The following is a 16,313-nucleotide window of genomic DNA, read 5'->3' as shown; positions in this document are numbered from 1 at the left end:
TGTATAGGCGATCAAGCCCTAAACACCAAACAGGCTGGCGCGTGTTTTTCCACGTGTCTTTAGCCTCGTTTTTGTCCGTGATGAATAAAGGAACACCCCAGATGCCCCGTTATGAATTTCGCATGCAGCGACTTTTTGTGGATGCGCCTATGGGCAATGGTGCTCGTATCGCGGCAGACAGGGCACAAGCAAATTATTTGCTAAACGTTCTCCGGTTAAAGGAAGGCGCTGAGGTTCTTTTATTTAATGGGCAAGATGGGGAATGGCGGGCCGTTGTTGAACCATCCGGGCGAAAAGCCTGCGCTTTGGTGCTCCAAGAGCAAACCCGGCCCCAAACCCCCGTTCCTTCCTTGGATTACTTCTTCGCGCCCATTAAAACCAACCGGCTGGACTACATGGCGCAAAAGGCGGTGGAGATGGGAGCAGGGCGTTTGCGCCCTGTGACCACGCAACATACACAGTTCAGTAAGCTTAACTTTCAAAAAGTGCGCGCCAATGTGATTGAAGCCTGCGAGCAATGTGGAGTGATCAATGTTCCGCAAGTGCATGAAACAGTGTCCTTGAAATCTGTTTTGGACAGCTGGCAAGAGCAGGAAAAAGGACGTACTTTGATTTTCTGCGATGAAGGCGAGGGATCACAAAATCCATTGCAAGCTCTGGAAGGGCTGAAATCCGGTCCTCTTGCGGTTCTGATTGGCCCTGAGGGAGGATTTTCAGAGGAAGAGCGAGCGTTACTGCGCTCTAAAGACTTTGTTAGAGCTATTCCGCTTGGGCCTCGTGTGTTGCGGGCTGATACGGCGGCAGTGGCGGCTTTGGCGATTGTCCAGTCAAAATTGGGGGACTGGTTTTAGAAGTGGTATCCCTGCTTTAATTGGCACGTGTTTCGCCGCAAGGAGACAATTGCCATTGTAGAAGCCACCGAGCCAAACCAACCCAAGACCTCAACTACGAGTGCAAAAGCTAAGAAACGACTGCGTATTCCTATTGGTATTGCGCTGGGCGGAGGCTTTGGTCTTTTATTTTTGGTGGTCGCTGGGGCCATGCTGTGGTTCATGACTTGGAACGCAGAAAAGCAAACCCGTTATATGATGCGGGAAATTGGTGCCTTGATGTTGGAACGGGGGCTGGAGGTTGTTGACCAGTTCTTTGACGATGAAGAAATGCTTGGCCAATTGGTGGCGGATCTGGTTCTTTCTGAAGATATTGAGGGCGCACCGGAACAGGTTCAAGAACAGCTCAAAACGATTTTGTCCCGGCAAACCAGCATTGCACGTATTTCATTCACTTACCCTGATGGACGGCATGTCAAAATTAATCTGGCAACACCTGACAAAAAGACAGAACTAAGCTCGGTCGCTCCGCCAAAAAAAGGGGATGTGGATACGAGCGAACTGTTGTGGTCGCCGCCTTACTATGACAGCCAACTCCGTGAAACTCTCATGAGTCTCACCATACATGTGCACGATGAGGATGATGCATCTCCACGGCGCATTACGATAGATTATCCGGTGCCTGACCTGAAAGGGCTTTTGGACCGTATTGCTTGGCGTGCAAATCAGGTTCCCTTTATTCTCTTCAACAGACGTTTTGTTCTGGCAACTTCCGAGCCCATTTTTGACCGGTTGAAACGTTCTCCTGATATGCCGGTTCCAAGACTTGAGGACATGGCTGGCACTCCGCTTCGTGAGATTTGGCTGGATGCTAAAGACCTTGTGACCATGAACGAGGAGTTTGGAGCGCATCTGCATACAAAAAGTGGGGAGACCTATCTATTTCTATATGCCCCGCTCAATAGGCACCGCCAACTTCCCCTTTTGGTGGGCACCTATATGCCTTCCTCGGAGTTCTCTGCCCCATTTGATGCCATAACCAGAGTGACTTATGTCGCGGTAGTTGTGTTGTTCCTAGGCGTTTTACTGGTCCTTCTAGTGGGAAATAAAATGAGTAAGCCTATCAAGAAGCTTGCAGAACAAGCTGGCATTATTCGCCGGTTGGAACTAGAAAAACTCACCGAGTTGCCGCCTTCTATTTTCCTTGAACTGGATCAAACCAACAAATCGTTCAATGCTGCAGCAGGTGCTTTGACCGCATTTTCACACTATGTACCTCGCGACTTGGTGCGTGTTCTTCTTAGAACCGATTTTGCTGGTTTGGAAAGCACGGAGCTGCGTGAGATGACGTTTTTCTTCTCTGATATTGCAGGCTTCACCAGTGTTGCCTCCCAGCTCTCAGCGGAAGAATCTACCGAATTGCTAAATGCTCACTTCGAAGAGCTGACGGACTGTATCACGTCCTCCGGCGGCACCATCGATAAGTATATCGGGGATGGAATCATGGCGTTCTGGGGGGCGCCTGAGGATATGGAAGACCATGCAAGGCGGGCTTTGAAAGCCGTACAAGCCATTTCAGCTAAAGTGATGGGCAGTGAACGTGTTGTAGATGCCCAAGGCAAGCCCTTGCGCGTTCGTGTTGGGATACATACCGGCATTGCTGTTGTGGGAAATGTGGGCTCTTCTGAGCGGATGAATTACACAGCTATTGGGGACAATGTGAATATTGCTGCACGGTTGCAAGACCTAGGGAAACAAGTGGATCCAGAGGCCTCCTTTATTGCATTGGCGAGTGAAGCGGCAGTCAGCTATTTTTCACCTATGGATCGTGGTAAGTTTGTTGGAGAGTTCAAGCTGCGCGGGCGAGATAGTGATATCGGTGTCTATCGCATTTTCTAGCAACTGCGCAAAAAAAGGCCCACCGGCAAACAATTGCAGGTGGGCAAGGATCCGCTGACGCGTTGCCAGCGGGCAGATTTACAGACGTACAGTTTTAGGATTTGGCGGCCATATATGGGGTATAAGGCCAACTACCTAGGAAATTACACCTAGATTCTGTCAGAACCTGATTGATTTATCCAGTGAATGTTTTTTATATGATCCATCTATAGAATTGATGGGTATTGGGAATGGCGGCAGCTCTTGATCTTGAGCAAATCAAAACATTTGTAGCAATTGTTGAAACCGGCAGTTTTACGAAAGCCGCCGCAAGAGTGCATAGGACCCAGTCAGCGGTCTCCATGCAGATGCGCCGTCTTGAAGAGCGACTGGGCAAGCCAATTTTTGAAAAAATCGGACGTCAGTCAAAGCTAACTGAAGATGGTGAACGCCTTTTACAATACGCGCGTAGGCTGGTGAGATTAAACGAGGAAACGCTGAGCGTATTTGATGGCAGTGAAGTGAACGGTCATGTGCGTATTGGGACACCCGATGACTACGCAGACCGGTTTTTGCCAGAAATTTTTGCACGCTTTTCCCGCTCTTACCCGCACGCAGAAGTCTCTGTTATTTGCGCTCCAACGCCTAACCTGCGTCAGGCATTGCAGGAAGATAAACTCGACCTTGCGATTGTGACCCATGTTCCTCATCAGATGCCACTTGGGCAGGAAATTATTCGCAGGGAGCCCTTGTTGTGGGTAGCATCTTGCAAACATTCAATCGAGGAAGAGGAGGTCCTGCCGCTGGCTTTGGGGCGAGCGAGCTGTGACTGGAGAGCAGTTGCTCTTTCAGAGTTGGAAGGGCAGGGACGAGACTATAAAGTTTCCTATACCAGTTGGAATTCCACGGCTGTAGGGGCGGCTGTTCTGGCAGGACTTGCTGTGTCTGTCCTACCAGAATCCGCGGTTCGGTCCGGGATGCGTATCTTGACCGAAACTGAAGGTTTTCCACGCTTGCCTCATTGTGAGATCGCACTTTTGCGCAATGAGAGAACAGCTGGGAAAACGACCAAGGCATTTGCAGAGCACATTATTTCCTCTTTGGATGATACGTGCCTGTCATTGGCTCTGGATGAAGATGGATTGAAGAATGAATTTGGCAGCTTCGTGCAATAAGGCCTGCTTTTTTGCGTTCCTGAGCAGAGTTGACTAGATAATTTACCGCTGTTTTGCCTTTCCGACCATGGGCTGCAAGGGCGCTATGTACGTCGCCGCGCGAAATACCAATGTCGGATAGAATTCTGCTATCCAACCGAAGCATCTCTCTAACCTCCCGGTAGGACCTATAATGTTTGAATGCTTTGGCAGGCAAACTAGTGAGATAGCGCATAGGGGCAAAGATTCTGTTTTGGGCACAGTGATGTGCTTGCTGATAGGGGGCAGTTTCTATGTGCTGTTTTATGGTCATTGGAAGTTTCCTTGCATTGATGGTCCGCGGTACGAATTGTCTTGCAAGGGATAGTCTGCCTGAATTTATAAATTCATCAAATGAATGTTTTATATTGAAATACATTCCAAATAGTGATCTATTATTCTTTGGTGAGCAGAGGAGTTCAAATGGCCTATTCCTTGGATGTGGATCAGCTACGTACATTTCTGGCAATTGCTGAACTTGGTAGTTTCAGTCGAGCTGGGGAGGCTGTTCATAAAACACAGTCTGCTGTTTCCATGCAGATGCGAAAACTGGAAGAAAGAGTTGGGAAGCCAATCTTTGTGAAGGATGGCCGCAACTCCAAACTTTCGCGGGAAGGTTATCGTTTACTTGAATATGCGAGTAGAATGGTGGCTTTGAATGATGAGACCTTGAATGCATTCGAGGAGACCGAAAGCTCTGGCACAATCCGGCTCGGCCTTCCTGATGATTATGTAGAGCGCCTGTTGCCACAGGTTCTAGCGTCGTTCGGGCGCATCAATCCTTCTGTTATGCTTGAGGTAGAGTGCAACTCAAGTGCTTATATCCGCGATCGAATTGATCAGGGGGAGCTGGATGTTGGTCTGGTGACTTCCGGGTGTGAGCTAACAAGAAAAGGCATTCATATTCGCAGAGAATCTCTGCACTGGATTACTGCAACCAATAACCCCATGCACAAGGTAAGGCCGCTTCGTGTTGCAACAGGGCCAGTGACATGTTGTTGGCGCTCAAGCGCGATTCAGCGCCTTGATAAAGCAAAAATACCTCATGTTATCGTGTTTTCCAGCCATAGCGCCTCGGCCCTTTTCGGGGCTGTGCAAGCTGGGCTAGGAGTTGGTATTTTACCAGACAGTGCGATCCGTAGCGAACATCGCATAGTGGGAGAGCGGGAGGGCCTGCCTCAATTGCCGCCCTGTGATATTACATTGATTAGGTCGGATGGTGCGACTGATCCGCTTTACCAAACATTGGTAGACCATATTATCGCTTCAATTGGCAATGTGTCTTATAGGGCGGTAGCTGCGGAATAACTCCCGCAGCCAGTAGTTTGTTTAGAGCACATCGCGTTCATTCGCATTCACGCTGTGCACTCTAACTTATTTATTTTGAGCGAATTCTTGTCGTTTGATTGAACCCAATCAAACGGAACGCGCTCTAGCTTTTGCGGGTCAGAACGAGAATGTTTCCTGCAAGAACACATAGGAGGCCGGCGATGGCTCCGATCGTCCAGATATAGCCTTCCAGAAATGTTGAGACGCCCAGAGCAATTACCGGGAACATAACTGTTGCATACCCTGCTCTGGCTGAGCCAATGCGGCCCAAGAGTGTCAAATATGAGCCAAAGGCCACAACGGAAGCGATAACGGCGAGATAGATGAGGCTGCCGACGTATTCATAGGTCCAGGCAATCTGGAACCCTTCGTCTTTCAAGAACACTTGTACACCCAAAGCCAAAGTTCCATAAACCATGCCCCAAGATGTTGCAGAAACCACGGATATTTTTTGGGCTTGCAGGCGGGCAGATACCATATTGCCACTGCAAAAACACAAGGTTCCGCCCACACACAGAGCCAAACCGAACAAAGCGGAACTGTCAAACCCGGTGCTGGAAATTTGCGGCCAGAACATCAGGGCAACGCCTGTAAAACCTGCAAGGCCCCCCGCCATGATGCGTGGGCTTAACTTCTGACCGAAGATGAGAAACCCGATCATTAGATTAAAGACGGAAGCTAACGAGAAAATGACCGACAGCAAGCCCGAAGGGATTGTTTTTGCACCATAATAGAACAACAAAAAATTGGTTGAAAATAGAGTAACACCAAGCGCTGCAAATTTCAGATGAGTTTTGACTGGAAAGCGAAGAGGATGTCTTCCAATACCTGCCCAAACAAACATACATGTGGTGGCTATAACAAACCGCCAGAACAATGAAACTTCTGGAGAAACTGCGGACTGCAGCTTAATGGCGTACCAGCTAAAGCCCCATGCCAATACAGTTGCTGCATAAAGAGCGAAATCTTTGCCTGTCATTGACAAGTCCAATGAAGACGAAGGCACTGTGCTTGCGCTTGTAGACGCCATTCCTATTCCAATTCACAAAGCTGCGCGTTGCTTCAGACTGCTTCGGGCAGTATTGAAGGATCAAGCGCGTAAAAACTATCTGGTTTAACAGAGCGGCCATATCTATTGGGCTCTGCACGGGAGTAAGCTGACTGTTATTTTTGTGAAGAGTGCCGACAAGATCAAATGACTAATTGTCATGGAACCTATCTATAATTTTGATCTATTGCATTTAGTGGAAGATCAGAATGGCCGTTGCGGGAATGAGAAAATAGACAGTTGCAATGTATGTGATTATCAAAAGGACGCTCCGCCCGAAGCTACGGCCTAAGAACTCTGCCATATGAACGGGGGCCCAACGGACTATGGGGAGTGCGGAAATAAGCACAATTCCCAAGGTGTTGTAGGCCAAGTGTACCAGAGCAATTTCCAAGGCGGCCATCCGGTTTCCCGTGACAGCAAGTGCAGCCAGAACCGCTGTAATACAAGTGGCCAGATTTGCTCCAAGCGTGAATGGGTAGATATTGCGTGTTGTGAGCGTACCTGAGGCAACCAGAGGAATTCCGAGAGAGGTGGTTGTTGAAGACGACTGCACCAGCAAAGTACTTAGGGTTCCGCTTAAAAGGCCGGACTTGTAACTTTTGCCGATGAGGCGTCCGACTGTATTTTTGGCGCGGCCAACCATGAGCATTTTCAAGATCTGGCTCATAAAACCAATGGAGAGCATTAGGAGCCCGATACCCAGCCCCGTCAGAACCACTGCTTCTATGGGCTGCGCATAAGCGGATAAAGCGGTGCGAATTTGCTCGACAAATGGTTTGATTACCACTTGAAGAAAACTCAGATGGTTGCCCAGATACTCCGTAGAGACAGTGGGAAAAGACAGCCTTTGGACAAGGAAGCCTATAGTCTTTTCCAAAGATGAGAACATGATTTCCAGCGGAAAGAAAATCAAAAGGCAGATCAGGTTGAAAGCGTCATGTACCGTTGCAGCGCTAAACGCGCGCTTGAGCTCTTGCTTGTTTTTGGCAAAGCCCAGACTGACTAAGCTATTCGTTATTGTAGTGCCGAAGTTTGCGCCAATTACAATGGGAATGGCAATGGAAATTGGCAGGCCTCCTGCCACAAGACCCACAAGTGTTGCCGTGACCACAGAAGAACTTTGAATGATTGCGGTGGCTAGAATACCGCTCATTAAGCCAGCAACAGGATTTGTAGCAAAGGCCAGTATGGGGGCGACCTGATCGCGCGAAAAGCTGGTGAACCCTGCCTCAATAAGGCCAACTGCACACAAAAGAAGATACATGAGAAACGCGACAGACAGCCAGTTGAGGGCTGAAATGCCTAATGCATTGTGCGGTTCTTCATCGTGGAGATGATTAATATGGTTCACGAGGTTCCCAATTAATAAAACAGCAGGATCGTTTCAAAATGAATTTTCCTAAAATTACCTTACAGACAAAGAAGGGTATGGCCTATTCATCCTTGGTTTAGTTCGGGTGAAACTCTTTGTCGAATGAAACTACAAAAATATCTTTGCAAATTCTGATTTGCTTTGTGTGCAAAGCGGTGCTTCTATTCAAATGGGGAAATGTCAGTGTCCACTAATGCAAGGAATATGGCGCTGATATATTCATGATTTTTCATTCAAGTGATGTTCAAGGTGGGTGGTGCAATGAGTGGTTTTGTTCGTCTTGCGATGGTTGTTGCGGTTCTAGTCGTTAGCTGTGTGACAGGGAGCCGGGCAAGTGGTCTTCCGGATATGGGGGGACGGGAAGTCGTTGCGGTGACCGAAAACGCTTATGTGCCACTGAACTTTAGCGACCCTCAAACGGGTGAGGGTATTGGCTGGGAATATGATGCCTTCAATGAAATCGCCAGACGGCTTAATCTTCGTGTTTCTTGGAAATTAGCGTCATGGGATACGATGATCGAGGCAGTGCGTCAGGGGCAGTTTGATGTGGGGATGGATGGTATTACCATCAATGAAGAGCGAAAAAAGCAGATAGACTTTTCCGATCCCTATTTGACCTCTGAGATGTTTATGCTTGTGCGGGCGGATGAAGACCGTTTTGCCAATGCAAAGGACTTTTCTAAACAGGATGACCTCTTGGTGGGAGCGCAAACCGGTACCACAAACTTCTATGTGGCTGTTTATGATGTGCTTGATGGGGATGAGGCCAATCCGCGCATTCAGCTTTTTGAGACATTTGGAGCCTCTGTGATGGCCTTGCGCAGCGGGGATGTGGACACGGTATTGATGGATGCAGCTTCTGCCCGCGGTTACATGGGAGCCTCTCCCAATAGTTTTAAGGTTGTAGGTGGGCCGCTGGGCTCGGAGGACTTTGGTTTTATCCTGACACCTAGTTCAGATTTGAAAGAGCCGATCAATGCCGCCCTCTCTCAAATGCGCGAGGATGGAACGCTTGAGGCTTTGAACCAGAAATGGTTTTACGAATATAACGCCCAGCACTGAAAACAAAGCGGGTGGCTATCTCTGGCTGCCCATTTTTTATCCTAGACATGTCCCGTCCATGCTTTCCCATAAATGATAGAGTGTAATGCTGCGTTTTCGTAAAAAGCCCAGAAGAGATTATCCGTTTTGGCTGATGGCATTCTTCTTAGGCGTGCTGATTTTTGCATGGCTGATTGCAGTTGATGGCGCCTATTTGCAAATAGCCCGTAACTTGATGAAGGGTGTCGGGATTACGCTTTTTGTCGCTATCACGTCTTTTGTCTTTGCTGGCGTTCTGGGGCTGGTGATCGGAGTGCTGCGCACCAAAGGCAATCGTTTCCTACGTGAGCTTGCCTCATTTTATACTGAAATCATTCGCGGACTGCCCATTCTCGTCGTCCTCTTTTATGTGGCATTTGTTGGAGCACCGCACCTCACAGCTTTTTATAATTGGCTCTTTTCATGGGCTATTGATGCAGGGCTGCTGGAGAAAATGCGCGTTCGAGATTTTTCAATGACGTGGCGCGCGATTGTAGCCCTTTCCGTTTGCTACTCGGCTTTTATTGCTGAAGTTTTTAGAGCTGGTATTGAGAGCGTGCCCAAAGGGCAAATTGAAGCTGCAAGTGCATTGGGCTTGTCTCGCTGGCAAACATTCCGCTTTATAATCTGGCCGCAGGCTTTGAAAACTGTCATGCCTCCGCTGGGAAATGACTTTATTTCCATGATTAAAGACAGTGCGCTTGTTTCTGTCCTTGGAGTTCAGGATATAACCCAGCTTGGGAAGATATACTCTTCGTCAACTTTTATGTTCTTCGAGACCTACAATGTGGTGGCCTATATGTATCTGGTCATGACGGTTTCGCTTTCTTTGATTGTGAAAGCACTTGAACACAGGCTAAAGAAAAACGAGAGCGTCTAGACATAAAAAAGCCCAGCTGAATGCTGGGCTCTTGAAGCTTTTTCAAAGTTCCGGTTGGAACCTTACTTTACCAAAGACTTACCAACGCTCTGTAGATCTTTATAGGCCTCTGTGAGACGCTCGATGATGCCTTCTTCGCCAGCACGCAGCCACTTGCGCGGGTCATATTGCTTTTTGTAGGGAGTGCCGGTTTCAGGATCTATCTGATGCTTGAAGGCAGTCTCATTGGCAAACACATATGCACCAACAGACTCGGAGAACGCGAACTGGGTGTCTGTGTCGATGTTCATTTTGAAAACACCGTAGCCAAGGCTTTCGGTGATCTTGTCCTTTTCAGAACCAGAACCGCCGTGGAATACCAGTGGTACAGGGTTTTCTTCGAGGCCGTGTGTTTCAGCAATCAGCTTCTGGCTGTTGCGCAGAATTTCGGGGCGCAGGCGCACGTTACCCGGCTTGTAAACGCCGTGAACGTTACCGAAAGAAGCTGCAACGGAGAAGTGGCCGAGGTCCTTCAGGCGGTTATAGGCTTCCAGAACTTCTTCAGGCTGGGTGTAAAGTTTTGGGTTGTCCTCGCCGATATCATCATCGGAGCCAACGCCATCTTCTTCACCGCCTGTTACGCCCAGTTCAATTTCAAGGCTCATGTCCAAAGGAGCCATGCGCTTGAGAAGACGTTCGCTTTCTTTCAGGTTATCTTCCAAAGGTTCGGCGGAAAGGTCGAGCATATGGGAGGAGAAAAGCGGTTTGCCGTGTCTTTTATAGAACTCTTCACCATGGTCGATAAGAGCGTCCAGCCATGGCACGAGCGCGCGGTTCGCATGATCGGTGTGCAGAACAACAGCAACGCCATAATGCTCGGCTAGAAGGTGCACATGCTGGGCACAGGAAACGGCTCCCAGAACTTTCGCTTGGAAAGCATCTTCAAGACCTTTACCAGCGTAAAACTGTGCTCCCCCATTTGACAGCTGAATGATGACATCGGACTTGTTTCTGGCTGCAGCTTCGAGCACCGCATTGACGGAGTCTGTACCAACCACGTTTACAGCAGGAAGTGCGTATTTGCCTTGACGGCATGCTTCGACAAGCTTCTTATAGTCGTTCCCCGTGACGACACCTGGCTTGAGCTCTACCATTGTTCTCATTGCTCCCGTAGTTTAGCCGATCAAAACGTGAGGCCGTTTCCTCATCGACTGATTGCAGTAGCCCCTTATGGTTGCTACCAACTTAATTCGGATGAATTGATGCCTATCCCATTGAGCAACCAAGGTTCAACCCGCAAAAGCATTGGAGAGGCATTATTTGCCTTTTATTCGCAATCTGTGAGTAATTTTTAGTAGAATTTCTTAGGAGAGATGAGTTTTTATTCAAGAGTGTAGGGCCATATTTCAATTGGCACTTTTTGCATAGGGAGCGGCTAGAGGGGAGACGTTTTGACCGTGTTGGCAAGTACTTCTGTCACATGCCGAATTTCAATGGCAGATCCCAATCGTTTTAAACCTGCCGCCGCCTGCATCAACAGGCCCAGATCTGTACCTACGATAAGCCCAGCCCCCGAGTTTTGCAGGGACTTCAGCATTTGGTGTGAAAGTGATTGAGAATTTTTACTCTCTTTTGGGGAGTAGGGCATCGCATCTGGCAGATTAACCAGATTCACATTGGGCCTAGCCGCCAGAACTGACTTTGTACTTGAACTGGAGCCAAATAGCGTTGGTGTTTCGGAGGTTTCAAGAACACCTACCGGCCCCCACTGAAGATGTTCGGTTGGCCCATAGGGAGGTTTGGAAAAAGAGGTGAGAAACTCGGTTATCTCGTAGTATTTACGTGCCGAAGAGTGACAACAGTCCTTGACTGTATTTTGAAGGTGCTGTGTGCACGCGTGGGAAGGACTTACCACGAAGTCATAGTCTTTGAGCTGCTTTAGGGCTGCTTTTTCCAGCTTTCTTGCTTCTTTGTGATCACCGCTGTTTTGCGGAAATAGGCCACAACAAGTTTGCACATCGGGTATGTCTACCTGAAAACCGTTGCTTTCCAGTATTTTAAGGGTCGCGTCACCTATGGCAGGGCGAAAGGTGTTAACCAGACAGCTGGTAAATATTGCGATGCGCATGTTGCTTGGTTCTGTCTTCATCAAGTTTGATCTAACCCTGAGGCACTGAGAAAGCTATGCGCTGGTCCGTCGATTCTCGCATAGTAAGGGGCGGAACGCGGTATGTTCAAGAAGGAAGAGGAAAAGTGAGGGGGGATAAAAAGAAAGCCGCCAAAAGGCGACTTTCTGATAAATGACAGGAACTGCCGGTCTATTTCGTTGAGCCGTCAGCATTGAACTGGGAAAGATAAGCAACCACGTTGTCGATGTCTTTTTCTTTTCTCAAGCCAGCGAAAGCCATTTTGCCTTTTGGAATAACTTTCTTCGGCTTGGTCAGATATGCTCTCAAAGTAGCTTCATCCCAAGTTTTACCTTCTTCTTTACCAGCCAGAAGAGCCTTGGAATATTTGTAGCTTTGCGCTTCGCCCCAAGGCGCGCCTACAACACCATTCAAGATTGGACCGACTTTGTTTTTGGCTTTCTCACCGACTGCGTGACAGGCGGCGCATTTTTTAAATACTTTTTTGCCTTTTTCTACGTCACCGTCAGCAAGGGCGATGCCGCTGGTCGCGAGCAACGCTGCGCCGGCCAAAATTCCTAAAAGTCTCATTTTTTATCCTTCCTGAATTGCCATAGGTTTCCCGTATCCTAAGGAATACAAGCACTTTGCCGTAGTGTGTATACTGTACAATGTTTTTTAGATTGATTTTAATCGGGACTCGACAAAATGTCGCAGTATTATCCAGAGGATATTATTGTGGAGAGTCTTGATTAATTGATATCTTATTGAAAAGAGTCACATTTCTAATAATTAATTCCACTGTCCCAATAGGGAGTGGGGCCATAGAGTTTGGATAAGTACTCTACGAAAACGCGTAGCTTGGCCGGTACAAAATGTCTGGTTGGATAAACTGCGTGTAGGGCGATGTGCTTAGAAGCACAATATTGGGGCAAAACAATCTTCAGTTTTTCGTTTCTGAGCTCTTCGGCCACATCCCAAGTGGAGCGAAGGGCAACGCCTGCCCCTGCAAGCACTGCTTCCCGTACAACTTCGCTGGAATTTGTCCTCAGCCTTCCATTACACTGGAAGGAGACTTCTCCCTCTGGCCCTTCCAGACGCCAGATGTCTTGCTGCTCTGCCGCCAGACAATTGTGGTTTTCCTGAAGGTCGGCAAGGGAGCGGATGGGGCCGTTTTTCTCCAGATAAGTGGAGGTGGCACATAAAACCCGATGAATGGGGGCGAGGCGGCGGGCGATAAGGCTTGAATCCTCTAGTTTTCCGATACGGATCGCCACGTCATAGCTTTCTGCCAGAATGTCCACAAAGTCATCGTTCAGGTCCAGCTGAAATGTTATCTCAGGGTTTGCTTGAAGAAACTGTGTCAGGTGCGGCGCTATATGCATTCGTCCGAAGGACGTGGGAGCGGAAACTTTCAATAGCCCTTTTGCAGCTGTTGAGCGGCGCGAGACATAAGATTCAGCTTCCTCAATGGACCCCAGAATTTCCAGAACCCGTTCATAGTAGCCTTGCCCTGCTTCGGTGAGCGCAATTTGGCGGGTGGTTCTTTGTAGCAAACGTGTCCCCAGTCGTTCTTCGAGCTTGCGAAGGCGTTTAGAAACAACTGCTGGAGAAATTCTGAGTTCACGTGCAGCGGCTGACATGCTTCCGCAACCCACAACACGGGTGAAAATCTCCATCTCGGTAACTGAATTCATTTTTGCCTTTGAAGAAATAATGTGAGGGCTTTATTGTTATTTAGTTTGCTTGGTGGTTGTGCCACACTTGCTCAAATTTACAAAATAAAAAGCGCCGTAAGGCTCCGCTGATGATTGGGGATCAGCGCAGAGGAGGATCGTTAGATGGCTGGCATCACCATGGCCAAACCCTCAGCCCAGATCATGAACCGTAGAGGTGAGATTATTACTGCGCTTCGAACGATTATTCCCGGTGAAGGGGTTATCTTTGAAGAACGGGCACTGCGCCCCTACGAGACCGATGCCTTAACAGCCTATCGGCAAGTTCCCTTGGCTGTGGTTCTTCCTGAAAATGTAGAGCAACTCTCGGCAGTGTTGAAATACTGTTATGAGCAGGAGGTGAAAGTTGTTCCAAGGGGAGCGGGAACCTCTTTGTCAGGTGGAGCTTTGCCTCTGGAAGATGGCATTTTGATTTCCATGATGAAGTTCAACCGGATTTTGGATGTGGATTTTGAAAATCGTGCCGTTGTTGTGCAGCCAGGCGTTACCAATTTGAGTATTACACGGGCGGTGGAACATGAAGGGTTCTACTATGCGCCGGACCCTTCCTCCCAGATTGCCTGCTCCATTGGTGGGAACATTGCGGAAAACTCCGGCGGTGTTCACTCTCTCAAATATGGGCTGACCACCAACAATGTACTGGGCCTTGAAATGGTGTTGATTACGGGTGAGGTGATCCGCTTGGGAGGGAAACATCTGGACAGTGAAGGCTATGATTTTCTTGCCCTCATGACCGGATCTGAGGGCTTGCTGGCAGTTGTGAGTGAAGTAACTGTCAAGATTTTACCAAAACCTGAAACAGCCCGTGCCGCGCTAATTGGCTTTCCCTCGTTAGAGGATGCAGGGCAGTGTGTGGCTGATATTATCGGGGCGGGCATTATTCCCGGTGGTATGGAACTTATGGACCGCCTTGCCACAAAAGCTGCGGAAGATTTTGTGGGGGCGGGGTACCCACTGGATGTGGAAGCGCTCATGATTGTGGAGCTGGACGGCCCTGAAGCGGAGGTGGATGACCTGCTGGAGAGCGTCGTGGAAATATCCAAGACAAACAGGTCCAGTTACCTTCGGGTCTCTAACAGTGCAGAAGAACGTGCTTTGTTCTGGGCCGGTAGAAAATCAGCTTTTCCCGCTGTAGGACGGATTGCGCCAGATTACCTATGTATGGATGGCACAATTCCGCGCAAGGCCCTACCGGATGTGTTGGGCCGCCTTCAAAAACTCAGTGAGGACTATGGCCTTTTATGCGCCAATGTTTTTCATGCTGGGGATGGCAACCTGCACCCGCTTATCCTTTATGATGCCAATAAACCGGGGGAATTGGAGGCGGCAGAGAACTTTGGTGCCGATATTTTACGGGTATGTGTTGAAGTTGGCGGCGTTTTGACCGGAGAGCACGGGGTTGGAATCGAAAAGCGTGACCTGATGCCTGAAATGTTCACAGAACAAGACCTGAAGCTTCAACAACGTGTGAAATGCGCCTTTGACGAGAAACACCTTCTCAATCCGGGAAAAGTGTTTCCTGTGCTGCACCGCTGTGCTGAGCTGGGCCGTATGCATGTTCACAAAGGGCAGTTGCCGTTTCCAGATATTCCACGTTTCTAGGAAAACTATGCATATAGGATTTGATTGAGAGAATGAGCGAGCGGTAGGACATGGCGGAGAACTTTAAACCAACCACGCAGCAAGAACTGGTGGATGTGGTGGCATGGGCCGCAGCTGAGAAAAAGCCGTTAACTGTAATTGGAACCGGTTCAAAACAGGAAATTGGATACTCTGTTCAGTCTGCCTTTACGTTGACCACGCAAGGCTTGAGTGGTGTTGTGGAGTATGACCCTGCAGAGCTTGTTTTGACTGCAAAAGCGGGAACGCCGCTTGCTGACATAAACAAAGAGCTGACCAAGAACGGACAGGAGCTGGCTTTTGAGCCTTTGGACTACGGGCCCGTCCTTGGAAAACATGCAGGCAAAGGCACGCTGGGCAGCGTATTTGCCATGAACTTGGCGGGACCACGCCGCTTGAAAGCGGGGGCCGCACGGGATCATATTCTTGGTATTCAGGGTGTGAGCGGGCGCGGTGAGGGCTTTAAAGCTGGTGGCAAAGTGGTCAAGAACGTGACTGGCTACGATATTGCCAGAGGGTTCTGCGGCTCTTGGGGGACTTTAATGGTTGCCAGCGAGATCACCATGAAAGTTATGCCTAAAGCCGAACAGGAGGCCACTGTCTGTCTGGCGGGTTTGAATGGCGCTGAAGCAACTCAGGCTATGGCAAAAGCGCTTGGATCATCCGCTGAAGTCTCCAGCGCAGCTTTTACTCCGCAAGGCGTGACAATCGGTAGTGGTTTAGACGGAGGCTCTGCTGTGTTTTTGCGACTGGAGGGTGTGTCGAAGTCCGTCAGCTATCGCATTGACAAGCTCAAGGCGCTTCTACGTGAATTTGGAGCTGTTGAAGTTCTGGAGGGGCAAACATCAAAAAGTGTTTGGGAGAGTTTTCAAAAGGTAGAACCCTTTTCAAAAACACGCTCTCCTCTCTGGCGCATCTCGGTTGCGCCCACCCGTGGTGAGCAAGTGGTGCGCCAGCTTGAAGAAAGCAGCGCATGTCGGTGCCTGCGCGATTGGGGCGGGGGCTTGCTTTGGGTTGAGATGGGTGAAGAAGAGCCAAAGGCCAAAGAAGTGCGCGAGGCTGTTTTGCAAGCTGGTGGGGGGCATGCCACTTTGGTGCGGGCTCCGGCACAGCTGCGCAGCTCCACTGAGGTCTTTCAAAAACAAGATGCCGCTCTTTTTGCTTTGACCCGTCGGTTAAAAGCCCAGTTTGATCCAATTGGCATTCTCAATTTTGGCCGCATGTACGCAGGAGTGTAGC

15 protein-coding genes are annotated in these 16,313 nt (G+C 49.0%); 8 read left to right on the top strand and 7 right to left on the bottom strand.

All coding sequences use genetic code 11. From position 1 onward, the window contains the following. Nucleotides 1–101 precede the first annotated feature (101 nt). From P6574_RS15465 to P6574_RS15455, 3 genes are all read left to right on the top strand, one after another. Complete coding sequence (locus tag P6574_RS15465; RefSeq protein WP_310621163.1) at nucleotides 102–851, top strand: 16S rRNA (uracil(1498)-N(3))-methyltransferase; 750 nt, start codon at nucleotides 102–104, stop codon at nucleotides 849–851. A 27-nt stretch (nucleotides 852–878) separates the two neighbouring features. Beyond that, complete coding sequence (locus tag P6574_RS15460; protein ID WP_310621162.1) at nucleotides 879–2,729, top strand: adenylate/guanylate cyclase domain-containing protein; 1,851 nt, start codon at nucleotides 879–881, stop codon at nucleotides 2,727–2,729. 230 nt (nucleotides 2,730–2,959) lie between these two features. Further along, nucleotides 2,960–3,883 (top strand): LysR substrate-binding domain-containing protein, encoded by a 924-nt coding sequence (locus tag P6574_RS15455; RefSeq protein WP_310621161.1) that lies wholly within the window; start codon nucleotides 2,960–2,962, stop codon nucleotides 3,881–3,883. Here P6574_RS15455 and P6574_RS15450 read toward each other — a convergent pair. Then, on the bottom strand, nucleotides 3,798–4,097 hold the full coding sequence (locus P6574_RS15450; RefSeq protein ID WP_310622175.1) for a DUF1127 domain-containing protein: 300 nt from the start codon (nucleotides 4,095–4,097) through the stop codon (nucleotides 3,798–3,800). The two genes, P6574_RS15455 and P6574_RS15450, sit on opposite strands and share 86 nt — an antisense overlap. Nucleotides 4,098–4,324: 227 nt before the next feature. Here P6574_RS15450 and P6574_RS15445 point away from each other — a divergent pair, with 227 nt between their 5' ends. Further along, entirely contained in the window at nucleotides 4,325–5,209 is an 885-nt protein-coding gene (locus P6574_RS15445; RefSeq protein WP_310621160.1) for a LysR substrate-binding domain-containing protein, read from the top strand. A 124-nt stretch (nucleotides 5,210–5,333) separates the two neighbouring features. On the opposite strand, the gene P6574_RS15440 is transcribed toward P6574_RS15445, so the two are convergent. Together P6574_RS15440 and P6574_RS15435 are read right to left on the bottom strand one after the other, a co-directional pair. Continuing rightward, a complete protein-coding gene (locus P6574_RS15440; protein WP_310621159.1) occupies nucleotides 5,334–6,260 on the bottom strand; it encodes a DMT family transporter in 927 nt (308 codons plus the stop codon). Between the two features lie 211 nt (nucleotides 6,261–6,471). Continuing rightward, nucleotides 6,472–7,632, bottom strand: a complete 1,161-nt coding sequence (locus P6574_RS15435) for a Na/Pi symporter (protein ID WP_310621158.1) — start codon at nucleotides 7,630–7,632, stop codon at nucleotides 6,472–6,474. A gap of 306 nt (nucleotides 7,633–7,938) precedes the next feature. Here P6574_RS15435 and P6574_RS15430 point away from each other — a divergent pair, with 306 nt between their 5' ends. Together P6574_RS15430 and P6574_RS15425 are read left to right on the top strand one after the other, a co-directional pair. Beyond that, complete coding sequence (locus P6574_RS15430; RefSeq protein WP_310622174.1) at nucleotides 7,939–8,715, top strand: transporter substrate-binding domain-containing protein; 777 nt, start codon at nucleotides 7,939–7,941, stop codon at nucleotides 8,713–8,715. Between the two features lie 85 nt (nucleotides 8,716–8,800). Next, nucleotides 8,801–9,613: an amino acid ABC transporter permease gene (locus P6574_RS15425; RefSeq protein ID WP_310621157.1), complete on the top strand. Its 813-nt coding sequence runs from the start codon at nucleotides 8,801–8,803 to the stop codon at nucleotides 9,611–9,613. 62 nt (nucleotides 9,614–9,675) lie between these two features. Here P6574_RS15425 and fbaA read toward each other — a convergent pair whose 3' ends face one another. The 4 genes from fbaA to P6574_RS15405 all read right to left on the bottom strand — a co-directional run bounded on the left by fbaA (nucleotide 9,676) and on the right by P6574_RS15405 (nucleotide 13,415). Then, nucleotides 9,676–10,746, bottom strand: a complete 1,071-nt coding sequence (gene fbaA, locus P6574_RS15420; RefSeq protein WP_310621156.1) for a class II fructose-bisphosphate aldolase — start codon at nucleotides 10,744–10,746, stop codon at nucleotides 9,676–9,678. Between the two features lie 281 nt (nucleotides 10,747–11,027). Continuing rightward, entirely contained in the window at nucleotides 11,028–11,741 is a 714-nt protein-coding gene (locus P6574_RS15415; protein ID WP_310621155.1) for a (Fe-S)-binding protein, read from the bottom strand. A 169-nt stretch (nucleotides 11,742–11,910) separates the two neighbouring features. Next, complete coding sequence (locus P6574_RS15410) at nucleotides 11,911–12,309, bottom strand: cytochrome c family protein (protein WP_310621154.1); 399 nt, start codon at nucleotides 12,307–12,309, stop codon at nucleotides 11,911–11,913. Nucleotides 12,310–12,503: 194 nt separating this feature from the next. Beyond that, complete coding sequence (locus P6574_RS15405) at nucleotides 12,504–13,415, bottom strand: LysR family transcriptional regulator (protein WP_310621153.1); 912 nt, start codon at nucleotides 13,413–13,415, stop codon at nucleotides 12,504–12,506. 159 nt (nucleotides 13,416–13,574) lie between these two features. Between P6574_RS15405 and P6574_RS15400 the strand changes: the two genes are divergently transcribed. Then, the gene (locus tag P6574_RS15400) at nucleotides 13,575–15,056 is read left to right on the top strand and encodes an FAD-linked oxidase C-terminal domain-containing protein (RefSeq protein WP_405048153.1); all 1,482 of its coding nucleotides are present in this window, start codon (nucleotides 13,575–13,577) and stop codon (nucleotides 15,054–15,056) included. Between the two features lie 50 nt (nucleotides 15,057–15,106). Beyond that, nucleotides 15,107–16,312, top strand: a complete 1,206-nt coding sequence (locus P6574_RS15395; protein WP_310621151.1) for an FAD-binding protein — start codon at nucleotides 15,107–15,109, stop codon at nucleotides 16,310–16,312. Nucleotide 16,313 lies beyond the last annotated feature (1 nt).

This window comes from Pseudovibrio sp. M1P-2-3, from assembly GCF_031501865.1.
Classification (GTDB): Bacteria; Pseudomonadota; Alphaproteobacteria; order Rhizobiales; family Stappiaceae; genus Pseudovibrio; species Pseudovibrio corallicola.
Note: the sequence above shows the minus strand (reverse complement) of the source record. Positions and strands in the feature narration are given on the sequence as shown.

Excerpts from the sequence above, each read along its gene's own strand:
- P6574_RS15445 (WP_310621160.1), top strand. The coding sequence starts at position 4,325 with ATGGCCTATTCCTTGGATGTGGATCAGCTACGTACATTTCTGGCAATT.
- fbaA (WP_310621156.1), bottom strand. The coding sequence starts at position 10,746 with ATGGTAGAGCTCAAGCCAGGTGTCGTCACGGGGAACGACTATAAGAAG.
- P6574_RS15425 (WP_310621157.1), top strand. The coding sequence starts at position 8,801 with ATGCTGCGTTTTCGTAAAAAGCCCAGAAGAGATTATCCGTTTTGGCTG.
- P6574_RS15440 (WP_310621159.1), bottom strand. The coding sequence starts at position 6,260 with ATGGCGTCTACAAGCGCAAGCACAGTGCCTTCGTCTTCATTGGACTTG.
- P6574_RS15455 (WP_310621161.1), top strand. The coding sequence starts at position 2,960 with ATGGCGGCAGCTCTTGATCTTGAGCAAATCAAAACATTTGTAGCAATT.
- P6574_RS15465 (WP_310621163.1), top strand. The coding sequence starts at position 102 with ATGCCCCGTTATGAATTTCGCATGCAGCGACTTTTTGTGGATGCGCCT.
- P6574_RS15395 (WP_310621151.1), top strand. The coding sequence starts at position 15,107 with ATGGCGGAGAACTTTAAACCAACCACGCAGCAAGAACTGGTGGATGTG.
- P6574_RS15400 (WP_405048153.1), top strand. The coding sequence starts at position 13,575 with ATGGCCAAACCCTCAGCCCAGATCATGAACCGTAGAGGTGAGATTATT.
- P6574_RS15430 (WP_310622174.1), top strand. The coding sequence starts at position 7,939 with ATGGTTGTTGCGGTTCTAGTCGTTAGCTGTGTGACAGGGAGCCGGGCA.
- P6574_RS15415 (WP_310621155.1), bottom strand. The coding sequence starts at position 11,741 with ATGAAGACAGAACCAAGCAACATGCGCATCGCAATATTTACCAGCTGT.
- P6574_RS15450 (WP_310622175.1), bottom strand. The coding sequence starts at position 4,097 with ATGCGCTATCTCACTAGTTTGCCTGCCAAAGCATTCAAACATTATAGG.
- P6574_RS15405 (WP_310621153.1), bottom strand. The coding sequence starts at position 13,415 with ATGAATTCAGTTACCGAGATGGAGATTTTCACCCGTGTTGTGGGTTGC.
- P6574_RS15410 (WP_310621154.1), bottom strand. The coding sequence starts at position 12,309 with ATGAGACTTTTAGGAATTTTGGCCGGCGCAGCGTTGCTCGCGACCAGC.